The sequence below is a fragment of the Nitratireductor sp. GISD-1A_MAKvit genome, assembly GCF_040819555.1.
GTDB lineage: Bacteria > Pseudomonadota > Alphaproteobacteria > Rhizobiales > Rhizobiaceae > Nitratireductor.
In genome coordinates this window covers 2,085,617-2,101,837 of sequence record NZ_CP161920.1, presented here as the reverse complement: position 1 = coordinate 2,101,837, position 16,221 = coordinate 2,085,617, and the positions used below count along the sequence as shown (strand labels likewise).

14 protein-coding genes and 1 tRNA gene are annotated in these 16,221 nt (G+C 59.8%); 5 read left to right on the top strand and 10 right to left on the bottom strand.

What is annotated here, in order from left to right; genetic code table 11:
- Window positions 1–6 precede the first annotated feature (6 nt).
- On the bottom strand, window positions 7–708 hold the full coding sequence (rpiA, locus tag AB2N04_RS11240; protein ID WP_367714587.1) for a ribose-5-phosphate isomerase RpiA: 702 nt from the start codon (window positions 706–708) through the stop codon (window positions 7–9).
- A gap of 130 nt (window positions 709–838) precedes the next feature.
- Between rpiA and AB2N04_RS11235 the strand changes: the two genes are divergently transcribed.
- Both AB2N04_RS11235 and AB2N04_RS11230 read left to right on the top strand, forming a co-directional pair.
- Window positions 839–1,522: an HAD family hydrolase gene (locus AB2N04_RS11235; protein ID WP_367714586.1), complete on the top strand. Its 684-nt coding sequence runs from the start codon at window positions 839–841 to the stop codon at window positions 1,520–1,522.
- Between the two features lie 78 nt (window positions 1,523–1,600).
- Window positions 1,601–1,675 (top strand) — tRNA-Val (locus AB2N04_RS11230).
- A 690-nt stretch (window positions 1,676–2,365) separates the two neighbouring features.
- On the opposite strand, the gene AB2N04_RS11225 is transcribed toward AB2N04_RS11230, so the two are convergent.
- Genes AB2N04_RS11225 through AB2N04_RS11210 form a run of 4 tightly spaced genes read right to left on the bottom strand, consistent with a single transcriptional unit; the run spans window position 2,366 to window position 7,348 of the window.
- On the bottom strand, window positions 2,366–4,948 hold the full coding sequence (locus AB2N04_RS11225; RefSeq protein ID WP_367714585.1) for a hypothetical protein: 2,583 nt from the start codon (window positions 4,946–4,948) through the stop codon (window positions 2,366–2,368).
- A complete protein-coding gene (locus tag AB2N04_RS11220; protein WP_367714584.1) occupies window positions 4,948–6,414 on the bottom strand; it encodes a hypothetical protein in 1,467 nt (488 codons plus the stop codon). The genes AB2N04_RS11225 and AB2N04_RS11220 overlap by 1 nt, the downstream gene beginning before the upstream one ends.
- Before the next feature lie 11 nt (window positions 6,415–6,425).
- Window positions 6,426–6,893 (bottom strand): hypothetical protein, encoded by a 468-nt coding sequence (locus AB2N04_RS11215; RefSeq protein ID WP_367714583.1) that lies wholly within the window; start codon window positions 6,891–6,893, stop codon window positions 6,426–6,428.
- Window positions 6,890–7,348, bottom strand: a complete 459-nt coding sequence (locus tag AB2N04_RS11210; RefSeq protein WP_367714582.1) for a hypothetical protein — start codon at window positions 7,346–7,348, stop codon at window positions 6,890–6,892. Before AB2N04_RS11210 ends, AB2N04_RS11215 begins: the two co-directional genes overlap by 4 nt.
- 297 nt (window positions 7,349–7,645) lie before the next feature.
- Here AB2N04_RS11210 and AB2N04_RS11205 point away from each other — a divergent pair, with 297 nt between their 5' ends.
- The 3 genes from AB2N04_RS11205 to AB2N04_RS11195 all read left to right on the top strand — a co-directional run bounded on the left by AB2N04_RS11205 (window position 7,646) and on the right by AB2N04_RS11195 (window position 8,945).
- Complete coding sequence (locus AB2N04_RS11205; protein ID WP_367714581.1) at window positions 7,646–7,942, top strand: hypothetical protein; 297 nt, start codon at window positions 7,646–7,648, stop codon at window positions 7,940–7,942.
- Between the two features lie 144 nt (window positions 7,943–8,086).
- On the top strand, window positions 8,087–8,656 hold the full coding sequence (locus AB2N04_RS11200) for a recombinase family protein (RefSeq protein WP_367714580.1): 570 nt from the start codon (window positions 8,087–8,089) through the stop codon (window positions 8,654–8,656).
- Window positions 8,646–8,945 (top strand): helix-turn-helix domain-containing protein, encoded by a 300-nt coding sequence (locus AB2N04_RS11195; protein ID WP_367714579.1) that lies wholly within the window; start codon window positions 8,646–8,648, stop codon window positions 8,943–8,945. Before AB2N04_RS11200 ends, AB2N04_RS11195 begins: the two co-directional genes overlap by 11 nt.
- A gap of 71 nt (window positions 8,946–9,016) precedes the next feature.
- On the opposite strand, the gene AB2N04_RS11190 is transcribed toward AB2N04_RS11195, so the two are convergent.
- The 5 genes from AB2N04_RS11190 to AB2N04_RS11170 form a co-directional block, all read right to left on the bottom strand.
- The gene (locus tag AB2N04_RS11190) at window positions 9,017–9,796 is read right to left on the bottom strand and encodes an HGGxSTG domain-containing protein (protein WP_367714578.1); all 780 of its coding nucleotides are present in this window, start codon (window positions 9,794–9,796) and stop codon (window positions 9,017–9,019) included.
- 408 nt (window positions 9,797–10,204) lie between these two features.
- Window positions 10,205–12,862 carry a DUF3987 domain-containing protein gene (locus tag AB2N04_RS11185; RefSeq protein WP_367714577.1) on the bottom strand — a complete coding sequence of 886 codons (2,658 nt, stop codon included), beginning with the start codon at window positions 12,860–12,862 and terminating at the stop codon, window positions 10,205–10,207.
- Between the two features lie 436 nt (window positions 12,863–13,298).
- Window positions 13,299–14,132 carry a hypothetical protein gene (locus AB2N04_RS11180; protein WP_367714576.1) on the bottom strand — a complete coding sequence of 278 codons (834 nt, stop codon included), beginning with the start codon at window positions 14,130–14,132 and terminating at the stop codon, window positions 13,299–13,301.
- Window positions 14,129–14,353 carry a helix-turn-helix transcriptional regulator gene (locus AB2N04_RS11175; protein WP_367714575.1) on the bottom strand — a complete coding sequence of 75 codons (225 nt, stop codon included), beginning with the start codon at window positions 14,351–14,353 and terminating at the stop codon, window positions 14,129–14,131. The genes AB2N04_RS11180 and AB2N04_RS11175 overlap by 4 nt, the downstream gene beginning before the upstream one ends.
- A 240-nt stretch (window positions 14,354–14,593) precedes the next feature.
- Window positions 14,594–16,216: a tyrosine-type recombinase/integrase gene (locus tag AB2N04_RS11170; RefSeq protein ID WP_367714574.1), complete on the bottom strand. Its 1,623-nt coding sequence runs from the start codon at window positions 16,214–16,216 to the stop codon at window positions 14,594–14,596.
- Window positions 16,217–16,221: the final 5 nt, after the last annotated feature.

Genomic DNA, 16,221 nt, shown 5'->3' with positions numbered 1-16,221 from the left:
TCATGTTCATGTGGCCCCAACGGTTCGCACCTCGCCATCACCGGCTATGAAAGCGGTATCTGCGAGATCGAGAAACAGGCCATGTTCTACAACACCCGGTATGGCGTTCAAGGCGGCTGCCAAAGCTCTTGGATCGGGAATGCGGCCAAAAGATGCATCAACGATGAGATGCCCACCGTCGGTTACAAAAGGCTTGCTATCTGCCTGCCGGACAATGAGAGGTCCATTCAGGCCAAGCTCACGCGCGACGTTTTCAATGGCGTCCATGGTAGCGGCAAGGCCAAAAACATTGACCTCTATGGGTAGCGCAAACCGACCAAGCGCATCCACAAGCTTCGTTTTGTCGGCAATAACGATCATCCGCGCGGATGCCGAAGCTACGATCTTCTCACGCAACAAAGCGCCGCCACCGCCCTTGATCAGGCCGAGCCCGGGGCCGATTTCGTCAGCACCATCAATCGTGAGGTCAAGTGCGGGCGTTTCATCCAGCGTGGTGAGCGGAACGCCCAGCTCCGTGCACAGGTCGGCCGTGCGTTCCGAAGTGGGTACGCCAATCACCGAAAGGCCATCGGCGACACGCTCCGCAAGCAACCGAACAAACTCTTCGGCAGTTGATCCCGTGCCGATTCCAAGCCGCATTCCATCTTCGACCTGATCGAGTGCCGCCCGTGCCGCCTCGATCTTCAATTCACGCATTTCCGCTGACATTTGGCCCCCGGTATCATCTCAGCGGTTCCTAACCCGTTTTATCGCTCCCCGCAATGCGGGCGAACCTGCCGTTCAACTTGCGCCCCCCTGCCCTGCACGCTATCCCATTCATATCGGAGAAGGGGACAACATGTCAGCGCCAGCCATAATTTTCGATCTTGACGGGACGCTCGTCGACACCGCACCGGACCTTCTGGACAGTCTCAACCACTGTTTGGGCACAATCGGGATGGAGCCCGTTGCGCACGAGGATATAAACCGGATCGTTGGCTTCGGCAGCCGGGTGATGATCGAGCGTGCGTTTGCTCTTCGCCAGCGCCACCTTGCACCAGACCAGCTCGATGCGTTGCAGGCGCTCTTCCTGGAGCATTACACGGACAATGTGCCGGGTCGCTCAAAGCTGTTTCCAGGCGCGATCGAAGCCGTCCAACGTTTTGCCTCAGCCGGGTATATTCCGGCAATCTGTACCAACAAGCTGGAGGGCATGGCGCTTTCGCTTCTAGAGGCGCTCGGCGTGGCCGGACATTTCAAGACGATTTGCGGTGGCGACACCTTCCCGATGCGCAAGCCTGATCCCGGCCACCTTCTGCGCACCATTGCCATGGCGGGTGCAGATCCGGAACGCGCCGTCATGGTCGGCGATTCGCGGACCGACATCGACACCGCAAAGGCTGCGGGAATACCCGTCATAGCCGTCGATTTCGGCTACACCGATCATCATGTAAGCACATTCGAGCCATCGCGTATCATCTCCGGTTTTGATGAACTGACTGTCGCCGTGGCGGAGAACCTGATTGCCGAAACGGCATCCTGAGATCGCATTCGAAAGCGTGCTTGACACCTCCCCGTCCCGCCCCTTATATCGCGGCTCGCTTGACGATGCTTCGTCAGCGGGCGCGTAGCTCAGCGGGAGAGCACACCCTTCACACGGGTGGGGTCGCAGGTTCAATCCCTGCCGCGCCCACCATAATTGTAAGCAAAATCAACAGCTTACAAGAAGTCAATTTTCTGACGGCCGCTGAGGATTCCACTCGGGAAGCACCGGGGAAGCACCGTTTGGCGTATTGTCCCTGTTGAAAACAGGCGAATCCCAACGATTACGATTCCACCTCTTCTAGGCTTCAACCGTTGTCGCTGTTCAAGCCGCCTTGGATTCCGACATCAGGAACAAGCAGCCTACCATTCGACACATACCAGACAAAATGGGATAGTCTCTCTGGCTTACCTTTTTAATCTGGGGGATGGGATGAAACGCATTTGGCTAAAGGCGCTTTTTCTGCTGGCAGTCTGCGCGACTTATGGAGCAAACGCTCAAGAATCTAGCCGCATTTGGGGTGGTGGCGTCGGTGCCATCAAGTGCCATGTCGTGAATGAACGCATTCTACGCGATCTAAACTATGCTGAGACCGTGGCGGAGTGGGTGCTTGGCTATATGACAGGGTTGAACATTGCTATGATCAGCGCCGATGGAACTTATAGGGATCTAGCGGCCACCTTGGACGAAGGTGCTACTGCTATAGCCTTGTCTGTGGTTACTCGATGTAAAGCGGATCCTGACTCAACGATGCTTGGGGTTGCTGGGAGGTATTTTCAAACTCTCCCTGTCGTCATGAGATCGGAATGGCAAGGTGCCACGAGATAGCTTAGTTTCTCCGCGCTAATCAGCCATAATCTTCTCGATAAGCCCGTCGTCCTCTCCGGCCGCCGCGTTTGCGCCCGATACGCCGCCAATGGCGGCACCGGTCAAGACATCAACCAGACGCCGCTCTTGCCGGCGAGAGATTTCCCCTGACGGAGTTAGCAAAGCCTCGAACAACTCTTTGTCGCCAGTGACAGCCTGACGGATCAGCGCCTCTGCCTTGTCCAGCGTGAGCCTCTCCAAAAGGCGCTGCATCCGTTTCGAGGCAAAGTTCGCTGTCAGAAGTGAGGCCCCGCTTGTGCCCCTACCCACCTTCGCGCCCTGTCGCGCCGCGAATGATCGAGCAATGAAGCTGATTATCGAATTGGGCTCTCCCTCCATCACGCTCCCAACGCTAGGCAATCGCCCCCGCGCGGTCTCCATACGGCCAAGCTCTTCGACGATCGTATCGAGGCGGGCGCGCTCGTCGGGTGACAAGAGACCAGACGCCACCGCACCGGTTCGCTTGTCCGCCAGCGCGTTCTGCATGGCGCGCCCGGACAAGACCGGCTTGCCCGCGTCGTTAAACGACCCCGTGGCGGCCTCCTTCATCAGCTCGTTGATGAACGCCCCTTTTAGCCCCGGCAAGGCCTTGCCGTTCGGGTCGCTTTTCGCCCGCGTCACCAGCTCCGCCACGGCGCTCTCTGGGTCCGCTGTTTTCAGGAGCGCGCGGATCTCTTCATCAGGCTTGGCGCCGGCATAGACGGTCAACCCGGAGCGCTTGGGGTCAAACGTCGCCGCTGCGCCGTCGATCTTCTCAAAGAATGTCCGCGCCTCGTCATCAGGGAGAATAAGGGCGATCTTGTCTCGCACGGCCCGGCTCGAAAGGTTTGTGAGCGCCCGCCTTGCCTCGTTTGCCTGTGCGTCCGGCCTCGTCACGGTGGACCGCGCATTGGCGAGCGTCTCGTCGAGATGGGAGCGGACGCCCTGGCGGACGTGTTGCAACTCCGCTTCGGTCATGCCGGCGATCTGGTCGGCCGCCACATCGCGCGGCATTTTCTGATTTAGGAGATCCTGCCCCAACAGCAAAGCCTCTCGCTGCCGGATCGGTGTTGCCGCTGTTGCCAGCGCATCGCCATAGGCGGGATTTGCCGTCCGCAGCGTGTTTCGGATGTCGCGCGCCAGATTCCCCATGACGCGGCCGATGTCCGTCTGACCGCCGAGCGCCCCCGCGCCGTCACCGCTGGACGCCATCTGATTCAAAGCGCGGGTGATATAGTCGATCTGCCGGGTATCAGGCATCTGCCTGAAAGTAACCGAACCGTCATCACCGATGCTCGCAAGGATCTGTTTGGAGTTCACGCCCTCGCCGGCCATCAATCGATTGGCAAGCGAGATGGTACCGGGTGCGGCTTTCTCAACGCGCGCAATCAGACTTTCGAGGTTCCGCCCCGCCTCCGACGCATAGTCGATTGGCTGAGAATAGGCCTTCTCATATGCTTCGTGACGCGCAGGCGCGCTGCCTTCCCGCAACGCGGTCTCTGTGCGCCTCACGCCAGCAGGTTTCCCAAGTGCGTCGTCGAGCATCTGCCCCACGCCCTCTATGTCTCTGCGAAGTTCCTGCTCTAGAAAATCTCGGGCCAGTTCAGGCTCCACGCCCTGAGCCGGTTCGGCGAGAGCCGCCATAAGCGCCTCATCACTTTCCACTTCGGCCTGTCGCATGGCGCGGTCGGCCACCGGATCGGTATCGCGAACGGATTGCTCAAGAGCCATGAGGCGTCGATCGCCCGTCGACGTTGCCGGCGAGAGTCCGCCAATGGTGGGTGCGCTCAGTGAGTCGATTGCGGAGGCAGGATCTTCGGCGAGACCCCGAACGCGGTTTCGCGCACGTTCCATGGCGCCTGCTTCTGTGAAGGGCGCAATCTCGCTTTGGATCATCCGCCCCGCAACCTTTGTTCCGGGCATCGCCTTGCCAACCGCATAAGGCCCAACACCCGCGGCGGTTCCACCGGCCAGCGCACCGACCAGAGGCGCAAGCGCGCTATCGGGTGCGACACGCTCCGCGACATCGATCCCGGCCCCGGCTCCTGCGCCTGCGGCTACCTCTGACGTCAAAGCCCGAGCCGGAGCATTTACGAACGGCCGCATGATCGCATCGCCGGCCGCGCCCGCAAGGCCCTTCGCGCCCTGGAGCAAGCGCCCCGCGCCGAAGAACGGAACAATACCGCCCGCGGCGCCACCCGCCCCTGAGAAAATATGCTCCATCAATTCGTCGGGTGCCTCGTCGGGGTCAGCAACTTCCACGCCGAGACCGGACATCAGTTTAGAAATGCTCGACGCACCGCCGAATGGCTCGACCGGCTCATAATCCTGCCCTGCGGCCTCCGCCACGTCCCCAAAGGCATTATTCACCACGTGCGCCATGGCATCCACGGGTGCCCCGAGTGCGGAAGCAATGCCCTGATTCAAGAAGCCCAACACGCCGGGGCCTTCCTGCCCTTTCGGGGGCTCTGGCGCGGCTGCCGTGCCAGTCATGCCCTGCAGCGCTTCAACGGCCGATTGCTGGTCGGGAGCCTCAATCTCGAAGCGCTTCCCGTCGTGCTCGATTTCAAAGCGTGGCATTAGCGGATCTCCCTGATGCGAACGCCATTCGGCATAACAGTCCATCCGTCCGCATCGGCGGGTTGTGTTGCCTGCCCGTCGGCTGGCGTCGGTTGCGGGTTTTCGAATGAGTTGAGAGCGTCCGATACGCGCTCAATGCCTTCCTGCAGCGCGACGGCCCGCGCTTCGAGCTCCTGTCGACGCTGGGGGCTGAGCTCGCTTCCGAGCTGCTGCTCCACCCCCTGCAATGCCTGCTCGAAACTCCTTCCTAGTGCCCGTAGCTTAGACTGCGCACCGGTCGGGCCTTCGAACACCGAGCCGGCGGCCGGGGTCAGATCCCGGATATTCTGCAGTAACCACGAGGGAACGCGGCCATTATATGCCGACGCGGCATCGTTCAGCAGATTTTCGCGCAGCACGGCGAAATCGCCTTGCGTCTGCTGCGCGTCCGGGTACGGCGCGCCGACGCCTGTGACGTCCCCCGCGGTGTTGATTGCGCCCTTCAATGCGCCTTCGATCCCAAATGCCTCCTGTGAGCCAGGATATTGGGCCCCAAACCTGCTGTCCTGTGGTGCCGCTGTCGGGCTCGTGACTCCGGGTGCGTCCGCCGAGGTCTTGCCGCTACCGTACAGAACTTCGCCCGTGGCCAGGTCCACAACCTGCATTTCCTTCGTGACAGGATGTCGATCGACCTTGTACCGCCCATCGGTGATAGCTGTCGCTACGTTCCGGGCCTCATAAGGGTCGAGGATGTCGCCGGTCGCCATAAGATTTTCGGCAAGCCGGTCAATGCGCTGCGTGGCGGCGGTTCCCTCTGCGCCCGCTGCCGGCTCCTGCCCGACAGCGTCTCGCCGGGTCACAAATCGCGGCCCGTCCGGCGTGGCGACCGTCTCAAGCGGCCCCGCTGCAAATATGTGATCTGCGAGCTCCTCGTCGGTCAGTAGGCCGCTTTCGAGCAGGCGCTGGCGCTCCAGTGCTTTCTGCTCTGACTCGCTGATAAGCTTGGGAGCACCTGCGCGCTCTTCGATCGCAGGAAGCCCTAGGTGCTCCATCATCTCGGCAGGAACCGCCGGCGCAACCTGTCCGGGGTTCAGCGCGCCGTACATAGACGTGATAGCCTGTCGCCTATTGTCCGCAGCATTCGTAGCCAAGGCCCGCTCGTTGTCTGCAGCGAACTTTTCGCGTGCGACGGCCGCGTCGATGTCCTGCCCGCGCCGCGTCGTAGCGTTGGCCTCGTCGACGGAGTAATAGGACTGGTTCGGGTTCCACTGGCCCACGGCGACGCCCATGCGGTCAAAGTCATCGCCCGCAGCGTCCCACAAGGCGGACAGGCGGGACGCCTCATCGCGCGCTGCATTGGCCTTCGCCCATCCCAGAACCTCGTCGGCTCCGGGAGGGGCAAACGCGGACGCCAGATTGGACATGGCCGAGGCGATGCCGGGGTTGTTGAAGTATCGGCCGGAAAGAGGGTTTCTGCGGGTCGCCATTGAGCGCTCCTTTATTGCAGGTAATCGCCATCGGGCTTTTGAGCGGCGTGAAGCTTCCAGGCATTCGACGATTTAACGAAGCGGTTGCCGCGCCGCTCCAGCTCGTTTCTTGCAAGGCATTTGCGGAGTTCCGTAACCAAAAGCATCGTGTGCAATAGTCGTTCTGTGCGCAGGTCGTCGGCCTGTTCGGTCAATAGCCCGGAAGCCGCTTCAAGACCCAAGGCCGCGACCGCCTCACTTATTTCGAAATTTGTCGAAATATAAACCAACGGCGCGTGCCCCACCAGCATTTCGTTCAGGGTTCGGGATCGGAAAGGATCGAGTGTCGCCAGGTCAGGGTGCAGGCTGGACGCCCGAACAAGGGCATCGAGGCCGCTTATGAGCGAGCGCAGCGGGTCCGGAGAGCGTACAAGCGGGACCAGCTCCTGAAAGGCTCTGTCGAGAAGCTGCGAGGCGTGGCCGTTGGGGCTCTGCGTCATGCGCTGGCCTCCCGCAGCATCTTCTGCACGAGCCCGGCCCGTCGGTCATCGGCTCGGCTCTTCACCTCATCGAGCAAGGCCAGGTTATGGCAGCGATTACGCAGAACCCGCGCATACGCTTCGAGGTCTGGCCGTACATGCGGGTGACGGAGTGTACGGCGAGCGGGAGGCTCGCCCCAGAGGATCGCAAGGCCGATAATCGCCTCCATCCCATTGGCCGCCAGTCGCCCGTCCTCCGGGCCAGAGAACAGAGACAGAACCTCGTCTCGGGCGTTGAGGGCGGCGCGTACGATGCTATCGCGCTGGGATGCAGAAATCAGCTCGCGCTTTTGGATGCCGCGTTGCAATGCCACGATTCCGTTAGACATGTGCCATGCGACATCACGGCCGCCGGCTGCCCTCTCAATTTCGTCTGCGGCAAACGCTGCCGTGTCGTCGATGCCGATAGGTTCCATTGCTGCGCTCTCTGCCGTTTCGCAGGCAGTATGTGCGGGCGAGCATTGCGAAAATAGACGTCATTTCAGGCTCAAAAACGCTCCCCCAAAAAAAAAAAAAAAGTTCCAGCCAGCCGCGATTTTCTACGAAGGCTCGGCGTCAGTTTTGCGGCCTCTGATGAACTATACCCAGGGGGCGGGGGTCTTGTCCGGCTTGTCCGGCTTGGTGGCTGACAGCTCATCGATTGACAGACGCGGCTTCGCTCCGGCCTTCTGTCCATCGTGACACCTATGACACCACTCAAGGGAGAAACCGACATGCACACTAACGATTTTGAAACGCTGCCAGAAGACATGCAGGCTCACGCCATCGCCATAGCACTCGATTCAATAATTACCTCCACGCGGGCCGGAGTCACACCGGAGACCATTGCCCGTATGGCTGAGCGAGCCAAAGAGCGCGCCGACGCCCTCACAGATTATCTGGACCCCACAAACTGGAAGAGCAATGGCCGCGTCCCGCTTTTTCCGGAACTGCATTCCTCGAAAGAAATCCGGGAAGAACTCGGCGCAAACGTGATCGCATTCCGACGCATCAACGATCATGGACGGTAATGCTGTATCAATAGGGCAAGCCCCTATGAGCCGCTCGCCGGCCCTCCTGTTTCAGTATCATATAAATGCTTGTTGACATTTTGAGACTATCGTACCACAATATCTTTAATCCTAATGATACTCAAGCAATGCGGAGGGCCGGAGATGCCAATTCAGGGACAGGTAATCGGATACGCAAGGACATCGACCACAGACCAGAAGGCAGGGCTTGAAGCCCAGCTAAGAGACCTTGAGGCCGCAGGATGCACCAAGGTCTTTCACGAGGAGCTGTCGGCCGTTGCAACCAAAAGGCCGGAACTGGACAGGGCACTGGATTATCTGCGCGAAGGAGATACGCTGGTCGTCGCCAAGCCTGACCGGCTGGCCCGCTCTACGGCGGACCTGTTGCAAATTGCCAAGCTGCTGGACTCCAAGGCCGTGACGCTGCGTATCCTCTCGATGAACGTTGACACGTCGACACCTACTGGAAAGCTCATGCTGACAATGCTCGGCGGCATCGCTGAGTTTGAACGCGACCTGATGCTTGAGCGTCAGAGGGAGGGCATAGCCAAAGCAAAGGCGGACGGGAAATACAAAGGCCGAGCGCCCACCGCGCGCGCAAAGGCGGATGACGTCATCCGGCTGAAAGCAGAAGGCTTGACCGGCGACGCCATCGCGTCGCAGCTCGGCATTGGCAGGGCTAGCGTATTCCGCATTTTGCGGGATGCCCGGTAACTCCCCAACGGAGGTGAGAATGGCGGATCTCCAATTACTGACACAGCGCGAAGCCGCGGAAATGCTTTGCTGCTCCGAAACGACGGTGAAGCGGCTTCGACTTAGCGGCGCACTAGGATATTTGCCGGGGGCGCCCGTTCGTATCCCAAGGGGAGAAATCGAGCGATATATTTCAGAGCGTCGCACAAGACTGGGGGCGGCGGCCCAAGAGCGCCCGGAACCGCCCCAGGACGCGCGCCAGCGAGCCCGCAGGGCTTCTCTGGTGCGAAGATACCGGAAACCGGCCTAGGGCGTTCACAGCCCCTCCCTGCCCCTTTTCGCGCCCGCGGTGCGGTCGTGGCACCGTCATGGCGGCTCGCTTCAGTCAAAAACTCCGCCGTGATCCTTGCCCCCGCCCGATTCGCCGCGGGCCATACTCTCCAGGCGTCTCAGTTCGCGGCTAACCTCTTCTGGCGTCATCTCGTGAAGATCCTTCGTATGGCCTGAATCCCGCTTCTCGAAATACCCGGCCACGCGAAACAGCGTGGTTGCCGCTGTAGCCTTCGCAGGGGCCGGAGCCGTCTTGTCTCGGCAGATCGAAAGGGCCGCACTATAAGCCGCCTCGACACCCTCAGTTCGCACCCGCCTTAATAGTGCTTCTTCAACCGCGCCTACATCTTCTTTAGCCGACATGTTCGGTCCTTCCTGCTGCTGAGCGGCGGGCCGCTCCATTTTGTTTAGCGTAAGCTCGTTTGGCTCCTGCGGGGCGTGAGGGGCCTTTGCCGGCCGGCGCAACAGTCCCTGCAGCAAACCCCGCATCTCTTTTCCCGCTTGTCGTGCTGCCTTCGCTGCCTGGCGCTCTTCTGCCGAACCGGGCCGCATTACGTCCCCGCCCCATCTCTCCTGCCAGCGCTGCCGCTCTTCGGGGCTCATCCGGGCAAGCTTGCACTTGCGTTCCTTCCGGCGCTCTTCCAGCATAGCGAGCTTGTTACGCAGCTTCGCTTCCCGGCGCTCTGCCGATCCGGTCGCGGGCCATTGGGGCTTCCGCCAGCCTTCGCCCTTCGGGGTCTTACCGCCGTGAAATCGGCAACGGCCGTTTGCCATGGGAAACTGTTCGCAGGGCTGCCCGTCCCATTTCCGTCTAGCTCCGCAACGCGGCATCTGCGACCGCCGAGCGTTCCAGCCCATGATTGCTTGTCGCGCTTGCTCGCGGCCCTCGATGCTTCGGTTTCGCCTTTTCTTCATCAGTCGCCCAACATTACAGCCGTTGTAAGGTTTCGGAGCCGAAACGACCGACAAGCCCGAACCGAACGGACCGGACGCTTCGCCCGTCTCGCCTCTCCGCTCCCATCCAAAACCGGACGCTTTGGCCTAACCGGATCGAAAGAGCGGTTACAGGCCCTGCGGTTGCACGTTCCCACACCGAGGAAGAACTGCGGACTTTGCGGCTTGTGCGCGTGTGAGACAGAAAAATTTTTGATAAAATAAGGGGAGAGATAGAGAGAGAAGAAAAAAGCAATATACCTTTCGCGCACGCAAGCCGCAAAGTCCGCAAAATGATACGAGACGCTACTCATTCGCGTACCTCTCGGACAATCCGTCCGCGTCTATCTTCTTTCTAGCTTTCGCGGCCGTCTGGATATCGTTTCTACGTTGCTCCCTAATTTGCCTCTCCCTTTGGGCTCGTTCTTTGAATCGGGAGTGGACAGCCGGATTGATTTCCCAATGCTGCGGGCCTTGCCCGTTGCGCTTCAAGACCCGAAGCCAACCGAAATCCTCTAGCTCTCCCATTGCGGCCAGCATCGCGCCCGGTTCCCTGAGATCCTTCTTTGCGCCGCCAACATCCCTTCGGGTGAGCTTCGCCTTTTCTGGATGCGCTAGGATGTGGCCGGCAATCCACTTCGCATTGGAAGACCGCTCATCAGCCTCATAATAGGTCTGATAGAAGCGGAGCTGATGGGCCAGCAGAAAGCCAGAGAAACGGGCCGCCATCTCCGCCGTGTTCTGCTCGACAGGGATTCGAGAGATAACGCCCACATCGCCGAACGAATGCCAGCACTCGATTGCATGGAACGTGAGCGCAAGGCGCGGCAATATCTTGCCCCATTTTGCCACATGACCTTTCCAAGCCACCGAAGCGCCTGGCACGTGCTTCAATGCCGCTATATCTTCGCCGATGCGCTGCAGGACATCGTATGCGCCCGCCGATAGATGGACCGTCCCTGACCGCAGGCCGGCCGCATCGGCCAAACCGCGCACCAGATCCCCATAGGCTTCGACCGCCTCCCGGTCTGGTTGCTCATCAACGCCCCGGCGTTCCTTGCCATCGTCAAGGATGAACAGGCATCGTTGCAAAGCGCCATCTTCCCCGAGAGCCGGAGCGAGCTTCGCGATTACGGCAGGTTGCGTCCCAGCGATCAGGGACATGAGCGCTATGTCCGCGGAAATTGTTCCGCTTCCAACACGATCTATCGTCAACGGGCTCCCGTCATACAGCTTGAGTAGCTGCCCCTGATCAGCGTCGGCGTTTTTCTTGTACGCGCCCAAGGAGCCCAATAGCGACTTGAGCTCATCCGTATCCCGCAGAAGTCCATGGGGGTTGTCTGCGTGAATCCGGGCCTGTTTCTCCATGGTGGCGTCGTCAACTACCAGTCGGCGCATTCTGGGTTCAGCTTCGCGCCCACGCTCTTTAGGCTTCCTGAGATTCTCCCTCGCCAACCATGCAGCGCGCTCGGCCTCCCCTTTTTTCCGCCACGCCGTGTCAATCTCACGCAGCGGCTTAACGGCCGCAGAGATCGTGGGCGATTTGGCAGAACCGGGCTCCGCAACGAGCACAGACCAAAGGCAAGCCGGCTCGGTCCATCCGTCGTCATGCACCCTAGGCCGGATCTTCAAAGAGCTGCCGATCGCCGCGGCGCAAACCGTGATAGCGGCCATCGCGGTGAAAGCCTGCGGCACTCCCTTCCGGCGCGCCTCGCTGCGAGACCAGCGTTCGATCACATCAGGCAGGGCACCGGCGGGCGGCGTCGCCAGTGCCTCGGGGGGCTCATCTCCGAAGATGTCCAAAGGCTCCGGCCACTGGAAGGTGCCCGCAGCGCCTGCCCTCTCTTCGGCCCTCTCTGGCTCTGGCTGCGGTTCAAACCACGCCTCCGGGATTGTGTCGGCCGGATCTGCCTTCCCCCAACTCCGTGCGATTTCCCTCTCGGTTATCTTGTCGGAAGCATCTTCGCCGGGGTTCACAGCATATTCCCAGATCCAGAGTAGCGTCCCGTAATCGTTCACATCGAAGCGCATGGCCTCACGCGGGTGCCAACATTTGAGTCTGCCCGCCAACGCGAAGCGGCGGCCTGAGGCTGTCTGGTCTTCGCCGGCATGGTTTCCGGTTTGCCAAAGGTCACGCAACGCTGGATCTGCGGCCACTGCTTTCTTGAACTTCTGGGACAGGTCCGGGGGCAGGTCGTCAAAGGAGGCGGCACCCGTAACGAGCTCCATGTCGATCTGCCGCCGTGCCTGCGCCACCCGATCGGCATTTCCGACGCCATCGACGCCAGCGGCGCTCTTCGGTGGCGGAAAGCGACGCGACAACTCGTCGATTGAGTAACGGCCCTTGCCGAGCGCTTTGTATGATGCCTGCGCCGCTTTCCGCCCCTTTGCTTTTTTGGAAGGAGTCGGCAGGTTGATTGTTCCTGGCAGGCGCATGATTCGATCAAGATTATGGACGGCGTCACCGCCGAGCTCACGAGCAATGGCTTGACCGATGTTCTCGAATTCTGCCCCGTGCTCTTCGGCTGACAGCGGCTTATCGAGTAGCCAGAAGAGCTGCAGACCGTTCCCAGAATCAACAGCAATTGACGGCGGCGTTGCACATTCACTCGAATCCCGGAGGATACCTTGGAGCCGTTGGCGCTCGCTGGCGAATTGCTCGGCGCCGCCCTTGGGGTCGATATCGGCACAGACGGCGCGCAAACGCGCTATGTCACGCTTGGAAAGCTTCCCACTCGTTCCGGGCTTCGGCTCGTTCACAGAGAAATATAGGTTCTCGCGTTCATTCCGGCTATCGATCCAATCCGCCATTTCGGCCCATGCGCCGGGCTCGAAGGTCTGGCCCCAGACAGATTTTGTGTCGGGATGGATCGATACGAGGTTGTGTTGTCCGTCAGGGTCTAGCAAGCGGAGGAAAGCTATGGCTTGCTCGGAGGCGCGGAAGTCGGTATGTTTGGTCTGCATATCTACTGTCCCATTTTGGCTAGTCGCCGGTCGCTGCTTCCCTATGACGCGGCCGGCTTCTTTTTGCTTACGGATTGCTCACGACTAGGCGCAAATGCCGGCGCTGTTTCCGTTCCCGCTCAAGACGGGCCGTCCGCCATCTCGCGTCACGTGCTCGGGTGAGCTCGATCAACCGGACAAGATCCCGGACCCTCACGGCCCTGTTTGCCGCCCAGATAGACGGGCTCGAGCGGGCCGAAACTGCGATGCCCCCGAATCCAAGACTCCGACCGGCCAGCTAGTCGCGCCGCGTCAGCGATTAGGAGCATCTCCCCTCCATTCTGGTGTGCTTTTTGGTTAGCCACGGCCCTCTCCTGCATCATCAAAGGCCAGAGTGTCACCTGTTCGGCATTGCGAAAACACCCTGCCTATGGAGATAGAAAACGCTACTGCGGGGCTATGCCGCGAGCCGCTCCAATCGGCCTTTCAGCAGTTTGACCGCCCGGGCGTATAGGTTCGACTCCGCGCTTGCGGGAAGATCCGGCTCGGCTTCGGCTTCGAATCCAAGCCGCCATTGAAGAAGCTCACCGCTTTTCAATAAACGTTCCGCGTCTTTAACTGATAGCTTCGAGCACCCGCTCTCGATCGCCTTCGACCAAAGCCGGCCATATAGGCGCACGTCATAAGCCGGGACGCTGAACAAGGCGCGCCGCGCCGCCTCGATCGTATCGGGCGTCACGTGTCCCGACGTCTTCGGGAACACGCCTGACAACAGGCGAATATGGGCTCGGACGTAACCGTCGATCGCGTCTCGAACATTGCTGCCAGTGTAGCCGCCCCTCTCATCCATTCGGGGTATGCCCCTGTTCAAGAAATGCGCTGTTTCGGTCGTAAGGGCTCGACCATCTGTCAAGAACACGCCCACAGCCACCGCTCTGACCGTTTCGCGAGCTGGCTTCCATTCATCCGCAGGTGCGACGGCCTCAATTCCGGCTGCGTCGAGCTCAGACATAAGCCCCGCTGCGCGAAGCTCTAGGGCCGCTTGATGATCCACCAATGCTCCCGCTGCAGGAGTATGCTGCCAGTCGGTCGGCAGAGCCGCGGCGAAGCGCTCGGCAACTTGTTTTCGGTACGCCTGCCAAAAACAGTTTGAAACCCAAGGGTAGTACCCGACGCGCTGTGCCTCCGGGACAGGCACGGGTCTGATGGAAAGGGCGTCGAGGCGATCAAACTGCTCCTTCACATAGCAAGCAAACGCCAGGAACGACCGCGGATGAGGCGAATTCGTCATGACCGCCCCTCAATCCATGCAAGGATGTCCGAGACGCGATAGCGCGGGCGAGATTCGAGATATGTGCGCTTTGGCCCCTGTCCGTTCGCCGCCCAGCGCTTCAATGTTGGGACTGAAATGCCGATAATCGGCGCAAGCTGATCGTATGTCAGAAAGGTTGTCGGCGGGAGCGTTTCGAGGTCAACGGGTGCAAGTTGTGCTCGGTTCGAAAGAGGATGCATTGCAGGTCTCCTGTCCCCCTCGCTTCTCGAGCGAGAGTGTTAAGTGAGACCCCGTAGCCGCTTCCCATCCGTTTCGACCGATTCACCCATTTTTGCGCGGCTGGGCGAGGCTTATTGATGAATCAAAGCATAGCGTTAGATAATGGCGCATTGCAATAGATATTTACTACAAGCCATTGAAATTGAATGATTGTACGGCAAATGTACGGCGTTAATATCTATGGAAACACTTGATGCCGCTCACGAAAAGACATCACCTCCAACTGTTCTGGTTAGGCCGACAAGGTGCTGCTCCCATTTGTCAAAAGCCTCACGCAGCGCGGCTTCGCAATCATCGCGATTGTAACGTGCTTCAAGGTCCGATCGAGCGTGCCGCAACGCTAACTCCGCAATGTCGGTTTCTATTCCAAGCTTTGACAGCCCTGTTCGAAAGGTGCGCCGCAAATCGTGCAGCGTGAAGTCCACTCCGCTTACGTCTGTGAATCCCGGCCTGCGGCCGCGCTGCTTGCCGGAATTGGGTTTCATGAGCTTGCTCCACCCTGAGATAGGGCCACCGGTTCTGGGCGAGGCGAAAACAAAATCCGAAGTTCCTGACCTAGCCTTGCATTCGTCGAGAAGCTTCAAAAGCTCGTCACCCATGTAGATGGTGTGGCCTCGCGCCTGCTTGGTGAAGGTTGCCGGCAAGTCGATACGACGCCTCCCGACATCGACCATGTCCCAAATCAGCTTCGCGCCTTCACTCCTTCTGCATCCCGTCAAAAGGAGGAACCGGACAAGTCGATAGAAAGTGCGGTCCAGAGCGGAAGTGTTCCAAACGGCGACAATCTCTGCGTCGGCAAGCGCTCTCCCGCTTTCAGCTCTCGATACCCGTTCCTGTCGCGTATCGCGCCCGCGCCGATAGCCGGCCAGCGGGTTTACGTCGAGAACTCGGGCGTCAAAGACGCACCAATTCAGGAAAGGATTGCAGCGGGAGCGAACATCCGAACCGCCGCGCCCTTTGCTTGCTGTGTCGAGGCGTTCAATCAGTTCCGCGAGCTCCCACCCCTTCACCCCCGCAATGTCCCGCGCCAGGAACGGCCGAAGCCGTCGGCGCAGAAGGCTCATAACGTCTTTGCGGTTCACATAGCCGCGCCGTTCCAATCTCTTTTCGTACCGGTCCAGCAGTTCGGCCACGGTTGAATGAGCGCGGCGTTTTTCCTCTGCTCGCTCCGCGGCGGGATCTTCGCCATCAGCGATCTTACCTCGATAGGAGAGCGCGATACGCCGTGCCTCTTTGACGCCCCCGAGCGTTCCAGGTGTACCGATCTTCAATCGCTTCATGTTTGCGGATCGACCAGCCCCTACGGGTCGATAGACGATGATGAAGGATTTGCTGTCACCGCGAACGCGCAGACCAAAGCCCGCGACCTCTGAATCCCAAATCATGAACTCTGCTCGGTCCGCTGGCGCGGCAGCTCGGCTGACAAGTGCGTCGGTCAATTTTACCTTTTCGGATGCAGTCATATGGCCCTCTGGGGAAGCACCGGGGAAGCACCGTTTGCGCTTCCCTTCAAAACAGCTTGAGCCAAATTGATCCGAAATTGTCAATGATTTCAGATATTTATTTTTGAAAATGATACGCGGTGATTTTCTATGATTCGCCGAGTTCCGTCCTTCACACGGGTGGGGTCGCAGGTTCAATCCCTGCCGCGCCCACCATTGCCTGCCAAATGAAATTCCGACATCTCCGGATTTAGACAAAGCCCGGGATTTTTTCAGACCCTTGGCGGGACCCGAGCGCATGCCGTCGAAACATTCAAATTTTACTATTATCCTATTGTTTTCGACAACGGCTCTTTCATCAGAATCAATGATCTCTCCCAAGACGC

Bases quoted from the DNA above. Each gene is read 5' to 3' on its own strand.
- rpiA (WP_367714587.1), bottom strand. From the start codon at position 708: ATGTCAGCGGAAATGCGTGAATTGAAGATCGAGGCGGCACGGGCGGCA.
- AB2N04_RS11235 (WP_367714586.1), top strand. From the start codon at position 839: ATGTCAGCGCCAGCCATAATTTTCGATCTTGACGGGACGCTCGTCGAC.
- AB2N04_RS11225 (WP_367714585.1), bottom strand. From the start codon at position 4,948: ATGCCACGCTTTGAAATCGAGCACGACGGGAAGCGCTTCGAGATTGAG.
- AB2N04_RS11220 (WP_367714584.1), bottom strand. From the start codon at position 6,414: ATGGCGACCCGCAGAAACCCTCTTTCCGGCCGATACTTCAACAACCCC.
- AB2N04_RS11215 (WP_367714583.1), bottom strand. From the start codon at position 6,893: ATGACGCAGAGCCCCAACGGCCACGCCTCGCAGCTTCTCGACAGAGCC.
- AB2N04_RS11210 (WP_367714582.1), bottom strand. From the start codon at position 7,348: ATGGAACCTATCGGCATCGACGACACGGCAGCGTTTGCCGCAGACGAA.
- AB2N04_RS11205 (WP_367714581.1), top strand. From the start codon at position 7,646: ATGCACACTAACGATTTTGAAACGCTGCCAGAAGACATGCAGGCTCAC.
- AB2N04_RS11200 (WP_367714580.1), top strand. From the start codon at position 8,087: ATGCCAATTCAGGGACAGGTAATCGGATACGCAAGGACATCGACCACA.
- AB2N04_RS11195 (WP_367714579.1), top strand. From the start codon at position 8,646: ATGCCCGGTAACTCCCCAACGGAGGTGAGAATGGCGGATCTCCAATTA.
- AB2N04_RS11190 (WP_367714578.1), bottom strand. From the start codon at position 9,796: ATGCCGCGTTGCGGAGCTAGACGGAAATGGGACGGGCAGCCCTGCGAA.
- AB2N04_RS11185 (WP_367714577.1), bottom strand. From the start codon at position 12,862: ATGCAGACCAAACATACCGACTTCCGCGCCTCCGAGCAAGCCATAGCT.
- AB2N04_RS11180 (WP_367714576.1), bottom strand. From the start codon at position 14,132: ATGACGAATTCGCCTCATCCGCGGTCGTTCCTGGCGTTTGCTTGCTAT.
- AB2N04_RS11175 (WP_367714575.1), bottom strand. From the start codon at position 14,353: ATGCATCCTCTTTCGAACCGAGCACAACTTGCACCCGTTGACCTCGAA.